This is a genomic window from Rhodococcus sp. 320_ES (genome assembly GCF_059691855.1).
The window spans coordinates 256112-270021 of sequence record NZ_JCAWAG010000004.1 but is presented as its reverse complement, the minus strand read 5'-3'; the positions used below and the strand labels follow the sequence as shown (position 1 = coordinate 270021).

Below are 13910 nucleotides of genomic sequence, written 5' to 3'. Positions count from 1 at the left end.
GAGCCCCGAAGATCAACACTACGCGACGACCCATTCCTGTCGCCTTGTTCGGGTTTTACGACTGTGAAACACTGTGGAATCGGCCTGATGGCATTGTGTGGGGCCACCACCGGTAATTGTTCGGAAGTAATGATTCGAACAAGCCGGACGACAGTTATTCGAGAGGCGGATCGGCTCCGCCCCGCGGGCGAGGGAAGGTTTTCAGTGCACGACACCGAGACGACCTCCCCGGCCGACGTCATTCCTCTGACCGCTGCGCAGCGCGGAATCTGGTTCGCGCAGCAGCTCGCCGGGAACGTTCCCGTCTCGATCGCCCACTACGTAGACCTGCGCGGATACATCGACGCGGATCTGCTCGAACGGGCGATGAAGGCCGTCGGGGCCGAGTTCGGTTCCGGTTACGTGCGGATGGTGGACGAGGCCGGAGTCCCGGCACAGCGGGTCGACACGTCCCTGACCGACACGTTCCGTACCCGCGACTTCCGCGACGCGGACAACCCGGTGGACGCCGCCATCGCCTGGATGCGCGACGAATGCAGTTCGCCCATCGACCTGACGACCGACCGGCTGGTGGTCACCTACCTGATCACCGTCGCCAACGACCGGTACTTCTGGTACAGCCGCATCCACCACATCGTGCTCGACGGCTTCGGCGCCATGACGATGATGCAGCGCGTCGCCGAGTACTACACAGCGCTGGTCGAGGGCCGCGAACCCACACCCTCGCGCGCGGAGAACCTGCGGGCGATCTACGAGGACGACGTCGCCTACCGGGAGTCCTCCCGCTTCGAGAAGGACCGGGAGCACTGGTCGGAAAAGTTCCGGACCTTGCCCGACCCGGTGTCGTTCGTCGATTCCGCGGCGCCGCTGGGTGTGCCCGCCGCGGCGGCCACCGGACCGACTCCGGTCGCCGTGTCCGAACTGCTGGCCAAGCGTGTCGACAGTCTGGGGTCGAGCACCGCGCCACTCGCGATCGCTGCCTTCGCGGCGTTCCTGTCCCGCATGACCGGAACCTCGCAGATCGTTCTCAGCCTGCCCGTGTCGGGTCGTACCAGTGCGGTGCTGCGGCGATCGGGCGGCATGGTGTCCAACGTCGTGCCGCTCGTGATCGACCTCGACGCGGATGTCACGGTCGCGCAGACCGTCGACCGGGTGCAGCGCGAGCTCACCGGCGCCCTGCGCCGCCAGCGCTACCGACACGAGGACATTCGCCGGGACGCGGGCGAGGCCACCAACACCCGCGGACTGTTCGGACCCGCCGTGAACCTGATGTTGTTCCAGAACGAGATCACCCTGGGTTCGGTCTCGGGTTCGTACCACGTCCTCACCACGGGACCCGTCGAAGATCTCGCGATCAATCTTTACCCGGCCGCCGGCGAGGACGAGTTGCGCATCGACTTCGAGGCCAACCCGAACATGTACTCGGCGCAGGACGTCACCGACCTTCGGGACCGGTTCCTCACGTTCATGGGCCGGTTCGCCGAACTCGACATCGACTCTCCGATCCGCGACATCGAACTGCTCAGCGCCGACGAGCGCACGGATCTCGTTCCGGCGACCGGACTTCCGGGTATGCCGCCGCGCCGATTCGTCGACCTCATCGACATGGCCGTCGCTGCTGCGCCCGACGCGATCGCTGTCGACACCATCGACAAGACGGTCACGTACGCCGAGCTCGACGCCGCCGTCAACCAGCTCGCGCGGGTATTGATCGGACACGGTGTCGGGCCCGAATCGGTTGTGGCCATAGCTCTTCCGCGTTCCCTGGAGATGTTGGTCTCGACCTGGGCGGTCGCGAAGACGGGCGCTGCGTTCCTGCCGATCGACCCGAAGTACCCCGAGTCGCGTATCGAATACCTCGTCGAGAACTCCGGTGCGTTCATCGGTCTCACCGACCGCCGGCACCGCGACCTGCTGCCGGATACCTCCGCGTGGCTCGTCGTCGACTCCGCCGAGCTGGACGAGCAGATGTCGGCGCACTCGTCGGCCACGATTCGTGAGGACGAGCGGCTCGAAGGCGTGCACATCGACACCTGTGCGTGGCTCATCTACACCTCCGGGTCCACCGGGCTGCCCAAGGGCGTCATGGTGGGCAGCCGCGGTGTCGTCGACCTCTGGCACCAACTGCCGATCATCATGGACATCGACCGCGACTCGCGCGTTCTCGCGCTGGCGTCCCCGAGCTTCGACGCGTCCATCTTCGAGCAGCTCATGATGCTCAGCCGCTCCGCCACGCTGGTCATCTCACCCGTCGATGTGTTCGGCGGCGAGGACCTCGCGGACTACATGAGCGCCAAGCAGGTCACCCACGCCGTCGTCACGCCCGGTGCGCTCGCGTCGGTGGACCCGACCGGACTCGATCACATTCGCCATGTCGTGACGGCGGGTGAAGCCTGCCCGCCCGATCTCGTCGCACGGTGGGCGCCAGGCCGCAGCATGTACAACGCGTACGGACCCACCGAGTTCACGATGATCTCGCACATGAGCGAAGCACTCGTCCCGGGTGCGCAGATCACCATCGGCGGACCTGTTCGCGGTGCGGCGTGCGTGGTGCTCGACCGACGGCTGCGCCCCGTTCCGGTCGGGGTCGTCGGCGAGCTGTACCTGATCGGCGGATCGCAGGCGCGCGGATACGTCAACGCCGCGGGCGTCACCGCGGCGCGATTCGTTCCGTGTCCCTTCGGCGAGCCCGGTCGGCGTATGTACCGCACCGGCGACCTCGTGCGATGGACCCGCAGCGGCGAGATCTCGTACGTCGGCCGGGCCGACTTCCAGATCAAGATTCGCGGAATCCGCGTCGAACTCGGCGAAATCGACGCGGCGCTGAGCATGCACGAGAGCGTGCGCTCGTCGGTGACCGTCGCACATCGGCAGTCGGCGGGGGTGCTGCTGCTGGCGTCCTACGTCATGCTCGAAGAGGGCCGCACCATCGACCACGAGGAACTGCATCGCTTTGCGGTACAGAATCTTCCGGCGCACATGGTGCCGCAGTCGGTGATGGTTCTCGACAGTCTGCCGCTCACCGTCAACGGCAAGGTCGACCGCGCGCGGCTGCCCGAGCCGGTCATCGAATCGCGCGAATTCCGTGCGCCCACCATGCCCGTCGAAGAGATCGTCGCGTCGGTGTTCGTCGAGCTGCTCGGCGTCGACCGGGTGGGGCGCGACGACGATTTCTTCGCACTCGGTGGCAACTCACTCATCGCGACCCGCGCCGTCTCGCGCCTCGGTGCGGCCCTCGGAACGACCGTCACCGTTCGGACCCTGTTCGAAGCGCCATCCGTCGCGGCACTCGCGGCCCGCCTCCAGGTCAACAGCGGCGGCGCCCGGCGCGCGCTGACGCACCGGCCGAGCGGTGATCCGGCCCCATTGTCATATGCGCAGCGCCGCATGTGGTTCCTCAACCGGTTCGACCCGGACTCGGCCGCGTACAACATCCCCTTCGCCGTGCGGTTGATCGGCGACCTGGACGTGCCGGCGCTCCAGGTGGCCATGCTCGACGTGATCGACCGTCACGAATCGCTCCGGTCGATGTACCCCGAGACCGAGCACGGTCCCGTTCAGGTGCCCATGATGGCCGAGTCCGTCGTACCCGACCTGACGCCCGTGGACATCGACGAAAGCGACCTGCGGTCGGCCGTGTTGGCGCTGGCGGCAACGACTTTCGACGTCACCGAGACCGTCCCGATCGCGTCGCGCCTGTTCCGGACGGCGCCGGGGTCGCACATTCTCGCGGTCGTGGTCCACCACATCTCCGCCGACGGTGCGTCGATGGCGCCGCTCGCGCGCGACCTCATGGCCGCCTACAGCGCGCGCATCTCGTGGTACGCGCCCACCTGGGCGCCTCTTCCGGTGCAGTACTCCGATTACGCGGTGTGGCAACGCGACGTCCTCGGCGACGAGAACGACCCCGAATCCGTTATCGCACAGCAGGAGCGATACTGGCTCAGCGCTCTTGCCGACCTGCCGGACGAACTGCAATTGCCCGCCGACCGGCCTCGCCCGGCGGAGCCCACCCACGCCGGGGCCACGTACGAATTCCACCTCGACGCCGAGCTGCACGAGCGGCTGCTCGAACTCGCCCGGCACAACTCGTCGACGCTGTTCATGGTCATGCACTCGGTGCTGGCCGTCGTGCTCGCTCGATACGGAAACACCGACGACGTCACGCTCGGTACCCCGATAGCGGGCCGCGGCGACGCCGCGATCGACGACATGATCGGCATGTTCGTCAACACGCTCGCCCTACGGACGCGCATCGACAGCAACCAGAACTTCACGTCGTTGCTCGAGCACGTCAGAGAGCAGGACCTCGCCGCCTTCGCGCACGCAGACGTGCCGTTCGAGCGCCTCGTGGAGGTCATCGATCCGCCGCGCTCGCGCTCCCGTCACCCCATCTTTCAGGTCATGCTGGCGTTCCAGAACCTGGAGCAGGCGCACTTCGAGCTCACCGATCTGCGGCTGGAAACTCTCGAATTCGACCTCGGCGTCGCCAAGTTCGACCTGCAGTTCACCCTCGTCGACTCGGTGTCGCCGCTCGGTGCGCCCGACGGGATGTCCGCCTCGATCGGATACGCCACCGATCTGTTCGACCGGAAAACCGTTGCGGCACTGGCGGAGCGATTCCTGATCGTCGCCTCGGAAGTCGCCGAGAATCCGGACAAGCCGGTCGGTGACATCGAGCTGCTCGGGTCGGTCGAGCAGGCGCGCCTGGTGCGGCCCGTGCCGGCCGAGGACGTCACCGACACCTCGCGCACCCTGCTGACCTCGTACGAACGCCAGGTTCTCGCCACACCCGACGCCATCGCAGTGGTCTTCGGCGACACCGCGCTCACCTACCGTGAGTTCGACTCCCGCGCAAACCGTCTCGCGCGTGCGCTGATCGACGCGGGGGTCGGCCCGGAGAAGTCCGTCGCCACCTCGCTGCCCCGGTCGATCGACGCCGTGGTCGCGGTGTACGCCGTTCTGAAGGCCGGGGGAGCGTACGTTCCGCTCGATCCGGATCAGCCGGCCGAGCGCAACCAGTTCATTCTCGACACCGCCCAGCCGGTCTACGTGTTGTCGGATCGCGCCGCCCTGGACGCACTGGACCCCGACGCGTACTCGGACGCGCCCCTGTCGAGCGGCGAGCTGCGCGGCCCCGTCCGCAGCGGAAACGCCGCGTACGTGATCTTCACGTCCGGGTCGACAGGAAAGCCGAAGGGCGTCAACGTCTCGCACGGCGCGATCGCGTCGCAGATCGAGTGGTTCCACCAGGAGTACGCACTCTCCGCCGACGACACGGTGTTGCTCAAGACTCCGATGACGTTCGACGTCTCGCTGTGGGAACTGTTCGGCGCACTCGCGGCCGGAGCCACGCTGGTGATCGCCGAACCGGACGGCCACCGCGACCCCGACTACCTCGTGCGCGTCATCGAGGAGCACCGCGTCACGGCAGTGTCGTTCGTGCCGTCGATGTTCACGCTCTTCACATCCCATTCCGATGCGCACACGTGCGATTCGCTGCGTGTGGTGTTCCTGGCCGGCGAGGCACTCTCCCGCGCGGTCATCGACGAGTTCCGTGCTCGGGCCCACAACAGCATCGACATCCACAACCTGTACGGACCCACCGAATTCTCCGTGCACGCAACCGAACACACCGTCGGACCGACCGGTGGCCCCGCCGTGCCCATCGGGCTTCCGGTCGGCGACACGATTGCGCTCGTGCTCGATTCGCGACTGCACGCGGTGCCCGACGGCGTCACCGGTGAGCTGTACCTCGCAGGATCGCAGATCGCTCGCGGATACGACGGACGGTCGGCGCTGACGGCGGACCGCTTCGTGGCCCGTCCGTCGGGGCGCGGCGAAAGGATGTATCGCACAGGCGATCTGGCGCGGTGGAACTCGGACGGTGAACTCGAGTTCGTGGGCCGCGCCGACTTCCAGGTCAAGCTGCGCGGCCTGCGCATCGAACTCGGCGAGATCGAGTCGGCCATGCTCGCGTCCGACCGCATCGCACAGGCGGTGGCCGTGGTGCGCGACGAGCGACTGATCGCCTACGTCGTTCCGCGCGAGGGCGCCACCGTCGACACCGACACCGTGCGCGCCGATGCGTCGCGCTTGTTGCCGACGTACATGGTTCCCGTCGTCGTCGTGCTCGAGGCCATCCCGCTGACGGCGAGCGGAAAGATCGACCGCGCAGCTCTCCCGGATCCGGTGGGGGACCCCCGTAGGTTCCGCGAACCTCGCACCGTCGAGCAGCGCGTCGTCGCCGAGGTGTTCGCCGACCTGCTCGGCGTCGAACGAATCGGGTTGGGCGACAACTTCTTCGCGCTCGGTGGCAACTCGCTGGTGGCAACGCAGGCGGCGTCGAGAATCGGCGCGGCGCTCGGCGTACGCGTTCCGTTGCGCTCGGTGTTCGACACGCAGACCGTGGCCGACCTGGCGGCGACACTCGACGCCGGTTCGGCCGGTGGACGGCGTCCCCTCGTCGCCGTCCCGCGGCCGCAGCTCGTTCCGTTGGCCCTTGCGCAGCAACGTATGTGGATCGCGAACCGGCTCGACCCGGCGTCGCCTATGTACAACCTCCCCCTGGGTCTGCGGCTGCAGGGCGAACTCGACATGGACGCCCTCAAAACTGCCGTGCGCGACGTCGTGGAACGCCACGAGACGCTGCGCACCGTCTACCCGGACGTCGACGGTGTGGGTCACCAGCAGATCCTCGACGCCGCGGACGTCCCTCTCGATCTCGACCCGATCGACGTGACGGAGGAGTCCCTGTACGGCGCCTTCGTCGAGATGGCGCTGCAGGGATTCGACGTCACCACGCAGGTTCCGTTGCGCGTGCGGCTCTTCCGGATCGCGCCCTCGGACTCTGCGCCCTCGGACTCTGCGCCCTCGGACTACGCACTGGGCGTCGTCGTGCATCACATTGCGGCCGACGGATTCTCGTTCGCCCCTCTCACGGGTGACGTGATGACGGCGTTCGCGTCCCGCGCCGGCGGAGCACTGCCGGCCTGGCAGCCGCTGAAGTTCCAGTACGCCGACTATGCACTCTGGCAGCGCGACGTCCTGGGGTCGTTCGAGGACTCGGACTCGCTCGCGAGCCGTCAACTCGACTACTGGCGGCAGACGTTGGCCGGCGTGCCGGACGAGATCGACCTGCCCCGGGACCGCCCGCGTCCGGCGGTCCCGTCGCGCCGAGGGGCGTCGCTGTCGTTCGAGATGCCCGCTGCGCGGTACGACAAGGTCCGGACCATCGCGCGTGAGCACCGAGCGACACCCTTCATGGTGATGCACGCAGCTCTGGCGGTCGGCCTGTCCCGACTCACCGGATCACAGGACGTTCCCATCGGTACCGCCGTGGCCGGTCGCGGCAACGCCGAACTCGACCCGATGGTCGGCATGTTGGTGAACACCCTCGTGCTGCGGTTGACGATCGACGAGGACGACAGTTTCGCCGACCTCGTCGATTCCGCTCGCGAGGTGGACCTGTCGGCGTTCGCCCACGCCGAGATTCCGTTCGAAGCGGTGGTCGACGCGGTGGCACCGACTCGGTCGACCAGCAGACCACCTCTGTTCCAGACGGCACTGGCGTACCAGAACACCGACCGCATGGACCTGGAGCTGCCCGGCCTTCACGTGCAGCAACTCGAGAACCCGTTCGAACCGGCCAACTTCGACCTGACGCTCACGATCGACGACCGGCCGGACCGGGACAGCGACTCCGCGGTCTCGGCCGTGCTGACCTACGCCGTCGACCTGTTCGACGAGGACACCGTGCGCGGCTTCGCGGACGTTCTCGGGTCCGTGGTCGTCGCCGTGACCGACGATCCGTCCAAGTCGTTGGGGTCGATCGCGATCCGGTCGGCTGCGTCGCAGGTCGAGGCACTACCCGCGACGCGTGAGCCTGTGCCGCCCGTGCCCGCGTCGGCAGAGTCGTCGGCCGCCGCTCCGTCGCTGGTCTCGCTGTTGCACACCAGTGTCGAAGCCGATCCGTCGGCGCCGGCGTTCGTCAGCGGCGAGGACGAGACGTCCTACGCACGACTGGACGCCCGATCGAACCAGTTGGCTCGGTTGTTGCTGACGTCGGGAATCGGGACCGGGGATCTGGTCGCGGTCGATGTCTCCGATCCGTTCCTGCGTCTCGCGTCGCTCTGGGGCGTGGTGAAGTCCGGCGCCGGCGTGGCCTCGACGCGCTCCTTGGCGGCTCTGGTGCTCTCGAACGGCCCCGACGCCGTCTCGAACGGACGGCGGGTGATCGACGTCGGCGACGCTGCGCTGGTGTCGTCGATGCCGTCTCGGGCGATCGCGGTGAGCGATCGCGAACGCCCCGTGGACAGAGCAGCGCCGGCGTTCGCGCCGGAGGGAGCGGATCCGGTGAGCTACGCGGACTTCACGGCCTCGATCACGGCCGCGGCAGCGCTGTTGGATACCGACTACGAGTCACGGGTCTACGCCGACCCTTCTCTGGGTACCGGGACCGCGTTCTTCGGTGCAATGGTGGCCGCACACGCCGGCGGCATCGTGGTGGACGGGGGAGCAGCCGCACTCGACGACGTGTTGGCCGACAACTGGGTGTCGCATGCGTTCCTGCCCGCGGAGTCGGTGTCACAGGTGGATCCGGAGGATGCCGCCGATCTTCGGGCGGTGGTGTCCGACGACTTCGGAGGCACCGATCTCGGTTCCGACGTCAAAGCGGTGTCTTCGGCCGATCTCGTTCCCTGGGCTCGAATCTAGCGCGTTCGGCACGACACAACATTCCATTCGAATGTTTACGAGCGTGTCGTAATACAATGGCTTGAAAAGGGCATAATTGCTGCCTTGAATGCCGGAAGAAATGCGCGGTACATTCAGTTCATGAATTCTTTGACGCTGTCCGTCGTCGTCCCGGCGTACAACGAAGAAGACACCGTCGGGGCATGCCTCGATTCGCTGTTCGCGCAGATAGACGATATCGACGAGATCATCGTCGTCGACAACAACAGCACGGACGGCACCGAGCGCATCGTGAAGGAGTACGCGGAGCGGATCGACTGCCTGCGGCTCGTCCACGAGCCTGTCCAGGGGATTCTTGCCGCGCGGAGCGCGGGATTCGGGGCAGCGACCGGCGATGTCATCGGCCGGGTCGACGCCGACTCCGTGGTGCGGCCCGGTTGGGCGCACGCCGTCAAGCGATTTCTCGGCTCGGACGAACGCGGCGATTACGGCGGCGTGACCGGAATATCCATTCCGTACGATTCGCCGTTCGGCGCATTCAAAGAACAGTTCGTGCGGACATTGATGAAGCTGAAGATGGTTGGCAACGATATGCCGATCGACAATTTGGCGGGCGCCAACATGGCCATTCGAAAGTCGACGTGGTTGCAGGTTCAAGGATCGGTGTCCACCCGCAGCGACATCCACGAGGACGTCGACCTGGCGCTCACCATCAACGATCACGGACTGAAGATCGCCTGGCTCGGCGACATGTGGGTCGACACGTCACCGCGCCGCCGGCTGACACCACCCACCGAGTTCACGAAGTACGTGCGCGCCGGCGTCGAGACGTTCGCGCTCCACGGCAAGGCCACCCGCCAGGTCCGCTACATCGTCGCGCCCGTCACGTGGGGAATGCACGCGCTGACCTGGCTGCCCTACCGCGCGTACGACCCCGAACTGGGCCGGCTCTCGCTGCGGGCGCTGCTGCGGTCCGGTGAGGTACGGAGCTCACCGGTGCACAGCAGTTAGACCGGTCAGACCGACTCGGCGGCCTTTCGGTATCCGCGAATGGCCGGCAGGGCGAAGACGAGCATGAGCCCGAAGGCCCAGCACAGAGCCTGAATCAGCGGCCACTGAACCGGCCCACCGAGTGTGAGTCCCTTCATCGCGTCCACGGATACCGAGATCGGGTTGTGCGCGACGACAGGCTGCAACCACGTCGGGTAGGCCTTGGTCGGCACGAAGCCCGAGTTGAAGAACATCAGCAGTGTGAAGAGCATGCCGACGCCTTCGACGATGGGAAACGTGGTCGTGACGACCGCGGCGGCAGTGATGAACACCGCGAAGCCGATGCCGAACGCCAAGGGAATCCCCATCGCTGCGATGCCGGGAGCGACTCCCTGATCGAAGCCGAACCCCAGCAACAGACCCACGACGACCATCAGGATCGTGGTGCCCAGAATGCGCACGGCTTCGGCGAGCAGTCGGCCCACCAGACCTGCCGCCCGGTGCACGGGCAGCGTCTGGAAGCGGGCGAGCAGACCGGCCTGCCGTTCGCGGCGCAGTCCGATGGCGCTGGCGAGCGAGCCGGACATGGCTGCCACCAGCGTCATCAGGGGAACCGTGCCGTAGATGCTGTCGACGCCGGTCGCTGCCGAGATCGAATTGCCCAGCACCGTGCGCAGCATCAGCAGGAACAGCACCGGGTAGACCATCGCCTGGATGATCGTCAGCGGGTCACGCGCCCACCGGCGGAGCAACCGTCCGCAGTGCAGCACGCTCTGGCTGTACAGCGCGACCGGACTGCGCTCGCTGAGGTGACGCGTCGTCTGCGGAAGGGGACGGAGATCGAGTTCGGTCATGATCGCCTCACGCTCGCCCACACGGCCAGGGGTACCAGAACGACGATGAGCCCCACGGCCCACGCCAGCGCCGGCCACAGCGTCGACGGATTGATGCCACCCTCCGCCATGTCACGCATCGCCTTCGAGAACAGCGAGATCGGCTGATTGCGCACGAACGGGCGAATCCACTCCGGAAAACCCGTCTCCGGAACGAACCCGGACGACAACATGCCGAGGATGAGTTGGGGGAGTGTCAGCGCCTGGCTGGTGGCCTCCGGGCTCCGCGACAGCGACCCGATCGCGTCACCGCCCGTCGTGAGGGCTCCGCCGACGAGAAGGGCGAACCCGCAGAAGACCACCGCGTCGACGAAGCCGGCGGTGAAGCGGAACCCGATGATCGAGCCGTAGACGATCGCGGCTATCAGCGACAGCGACGCGTGGACGAAGTTCGCGGTTGCTCTGGCGAGCAGCGGCACCCAGACCACCACCGGCATCGTCTGTAGGCGCGAGGTCATTCCCGACTGGCCTTCGATGGCCGACCTCTGCGCCGCGGAAATGGCGGTGAACGCCATTGCCTGCAAGCAGATGATGGGCATCAGGAATTGCGCGTAGTTGATGCCCTGAAACTGCATGACCAATTTCAGTGGCAGGTAGAAACCGACGGTGTAAACAGCCGGCGCGAGCACCGCGACGAGGAGTCCGCCGGATCGGATCATTCCGCCGAGCGCGCGGCCCGACAGGCTGCTCCACTGCTTGAACGCGGTGGGGGTGGGGGCGCGATGGGACTTGCGGGTGCCGTCCGCGACGGCCGTCATACGGCTTTCACCTCGGCGGCCTCCGTGGCCTCGGCGGACGGGCTGCTCTGTCCGGTGAGGGCCAGGAACACGTCGTCCAGAGACGGCCGTCGCAGGCCGATGTCCGACAGGACGATGCCCGCGTCGTCGAGCCGCTTGAGCGCCTCGGCCAGCACCGCGGGACCGTCGGCGGCCGGGATGGAGATGCTGTCGGCGGTGAGGTCGGCCTTGGAGAACGTCGGCGGAAGGAGGCCGTCGAGCGCGCTCGCGGCCCGCGGAACGTCGGCTGGGTCCTGCGGGACGATGTGGCAGTAGCTGCCGCCGGTGGTCGATTTCAGCTCGTCCGCGGTTCCCTGCGCGATCACCCGGCCGTGGTCGATCACGATGATGCTGTCGCTGAGCACGTCGGCTTCTTCGAGGTACTGGGTGGTCAGCAGCGTCGTGATGCCTTGTGTCCGAAGCGAATCCACGAGCGACCACACGGCCTTGCGGCTGCGCGGGTCCAGACCGGTGGTCGGCTCGTCGAGAAAGACGACGTCCGGCCGGACGACGAGTCCGCACGCGATGTCGATGCGGCGGCGCATGCCGCCCGAGTACCCGCGGACAGGCCGATCGGCCGAGTCCTCGAGGTCGAAGTCGGTGAGGAGGTCGTTCGCGCGCGCCTTCGCGGCCTTCTTCGTCAGCCCCATCAGACGACCGAAGAGAATCAAGTTCTCACGGCCGGTCAGAGCGTCGTCGAGCGCTGCGTACTGGCCGGTCATCAGGATGGACCGTCGGACGGCCGCCGGGTCCTGCGTCACGTCGTGACCGGACACCACCGCGCGACCCTTGTCGGGCCGGATCAGCGTCGAGAGCACCTTGACGGTGGTCGTCTTACCAGCGCCGTTGGGACCGAGAACACCGAGAATGGAGCCGGTCGGGACGCTGAAGCTGACGCCTTGCAGGGCAGCAACCGTCCCGAAGGACTTGTGTACGTCCTCCACGAGTACGGCTGTGTCGTGTGATGGCATGAGTCTCCACGGTCGCAGGGCGTCTTCCTCGTTCGGTCGTACTGTCCGACCGAACGAGAAAGATGTTACGCACCGTTACCTTCGTGGGTTGTGACGCGCCACGGACTCAGGCCGTGTTCTGCGAAGCCTCCGCAAGTCGACGTTCGACGGCGACCGGCTCCACCGCGGCCGTGTCGGACGCGGCTTCGAGGCGGTCCACGGCTCGTCGAAGCAGCTCCACGTACCGCCCGGTGTCCGGCATCAGCGCGCGGTTCGAGGTCACCGAGAGCCACATCGTGGGCCCGTACGACGCGATGCAGTGGGCGAGCTGAATCCCCTCGGCAGTCGGGAGCGGTCCGAAGACGCCGACCATCGGAGCGCCGCGGAACTCGAGCGGGTCCCGGACGTACGACAGGTTGGTGATCATGGTGTTGATCAGCGCTGTGTCCGGGTTCTTCTTGGGATGTTTCATGAACTTCGACAGCAGGGCGAGCAGCGGGGCAGGAGCCGCGAAGAGGGGATTGGTCGGCAGCTGCGTGGTCTGAGTGGTGCCCCGATTCTTCGCCGCCTCGGCCGAGGCGTGAATCGCGCGCAGACGGGCCACCGGGTCGTCGATGTCGGTGTGCAGGCTGAGCATGACGACGGCGATCTGGTTCGCGTTGCCCGCTTCGTTCTTGTTCATCGACCGCGTGCTCATCGGGATGGACGTGCCGAGCGATTCCGCGGGAAGCTCGCCCGCGTCGCGGAGGTAGTCCGACAGTGCCAGGGAGATCACGGTCATCATCACGTCGTTGACCGTGACGTTCCCGAACCCCGACTTGATCCGGCGGATGCGTGCGAGATCGAAGGGCGTCTGGTCGTAGATCATGGCCGGAGGAAGGTTCCGGTTGAACCGCGTCGCCGGACGCTTGACGGGCTTCGACCCACCCGACCCGGCCTTACGGCGGGCACGCATGGCGCGTGAGTGCGTACGGAACGTGGAGACGAAGCGGCGGGCGTCGCCGGGAACCCGTCGCAGTGCCTGCGGTGCGGTGGGTACCGACACCAGCCGAGCGTCGGAGGGTGCGGTGCGAGGCGCGGTGCCGAGGATCTGCGTGCACAGCTTCGCGAGGCCCATTCCGTCGATCGCGCTGTGGTGGGTGTGCATGATCATGAGCATTCCGCCCTCGGGAATGCCGTCGACTCCGTGGACGTCGAGCACGAAATGTATTGCCCACGGCGGGATGTCGAAGCGCGGCTGCGTCGATGCGAGCGCGGCGATCTTGTCGTTGATGTAGCGGCTGTGGTCCGCGATGTCGGGCGTAGTGGTGAACACGTGCCGGTCGAGGTCGACCTCGCAGTCGATCCACACCGGGAACGACAGGTGTCCGGGGACCGTCCGCAACCGGCGCCGGAACATGGGGTCGACGTCGAGGAACTGGGCGACGAACTCCTTGGCGTCCGCGTGAGTGTGGATCGGCGCCGTCGCCTTGGCCGCGTCGATCACCCAGGTCGCGATGACGGCGGCGCTCGTCTTCGGAGACTCGAAGTAGTAGTTCAGGGCGTCGCGACCGGTCATGGGCGTTCCGGACTCAGGGCGCTTCTGTGTAGCGATCAATCGCTTGGAA

Annotated in this window: 6 protein-coding genes; 2 read left to right on the top strand and 4 right to left on the bottom strand. The window is 66.9% G+C overall.

Annotated elements, in window-relative coordinates; all coding sequences use genetic code 11:
* The first annotated feature begins 204 nt into the window (after positions 1 to 204).
* Both AC59JP_RS15745 and AC59JP_RS15740 read left to right on the top strand, forming a co-directional pair.
* On the top strand, positions 205 to 8715 hold the full coding sequence (locus tag AC59JP_RS15745; protein WP_497326740.1) for an amino acid adenylation domain-containing protein: 8511 nt from the start codon (positions 205 to 207) through the stop codon (positions 8713 to 8715).
* A 120-nt stretch (positions 8716 to 8835) separates the two neighbouring features.
* The gene (locus AC59JP_RS15740) at positions 8836 to 9705 is read left to right on the top strand and encodes a glycosyltransferase family 2 protein (RefSeq protein ID WP_497326739.1); all 870 of its coding nucleotides are present in this window, start codon (positions 8836 to 8838) and stop codon (positions 9703 to 9705) included.
* Positions 9706 to 9710: 5 nt separating this feature from the next.
* Here AC59JP_RS15740 and AC59JP_RS15735 read toward each other — a convergent pair whose 3' ends face one another.
* The 4 genes from AC59JP_RS15735 to AC59JP_RS15720 all read right to left on the bottom strand — a co-directional run bounded on the left by AC59JP_RS15735 (position 9711) and on the right by AC59JP_RS15720 (position 13861).
* Positions 9711 to 10538: an ABC transporter permease gene (locus AC59JP_RS15735; RefSeq protein WP_497326738.1), complete on the bottom strand. Its 828-nt coding sequence runs from the start codon at positions 10536 to 10538 to the stop codon at positions 9711 to 9713.
* Entirely contained in the window at positions 10535 to 11335 is an 801-nt protein-coding gene (locus AC59JP_RS15730; protein ID WP_497326737.1) for an ABC transporter permease, read from the bottom strand. Before AC59JP_RS15730 ends, AC59JP_RS15735 begins: the two co-directional genes overlap by 4 nt.
* Positions 11332 to 12324, bottom strand: a complete 993-nt coding sequence (locus tag AC59JP_RS15725; protein ID WP_497326736.1) for an ATP-binding cassette domain-containing protein — start codon at positions 12322 to 12324, stop codon at positions 11332 to 11334. The genes AC59JP_RS15730 and AC59JP_RS15725 overlap by 4 nt, the downstream gene beginning before the upstream one ends.
* 106 nt (positions 12325 to 12430) lie before the next feature.
* Positions 12431 to 13861, bottom strand: coding sequence for a wax ester/triacylglycerol synthase domain-containing protein (locus AC59JP_RS15720; protein WP_497326735.1), 1431 nt, complete (start codon positions 13859 to 13861; stop codon positions 12431 to 12433).
* Positions 13862 to 13910 lie beyond the last annotated feature (49 nt).

What these genes read in the sequence shown, in the direction of transcription:
- AC59JP_RS15740 (WP_497326739.1), top strand. Translation starts at nt 8,836, where the DNA reads ATGAATTCTTTGACGCTGTCCGTCGTCGTCCCGGCGTACAACGAAGAA.
- AC59JP_RS15735 (WP_497326738.1), bottom strand. Translation starts at nt 10,538, where the DNA reads ATGACCGAACTCGATCTCCGTCCCCTTCCGCAGACGACGCGTCACCTC.
- AC59JP_RS15730 (WP_497326737.1), bottom strand. Translation starts at nt 11,335, where the DNA reads ATGACGGCCGTCGCGGACGGCACCCGCAAGTCCCATCGCGCCCCCACC.
- AC59JP_RS15725 (WP_497326736.1), bottom strand. Translation starts at nt 12,324, where the DNA reads ATGCCATCACACGACACAGCCGTACTCGTGGAGGACGTACACAAGTCC.
- AC59JP_RS15720 (WP_497326735.1), bottom strand. Translation starts at nt 13,861, where the DNA reads ATGACCGGTCGCGACGCCCTGAACTACTACTTCGAGTCTCCGAAGACG.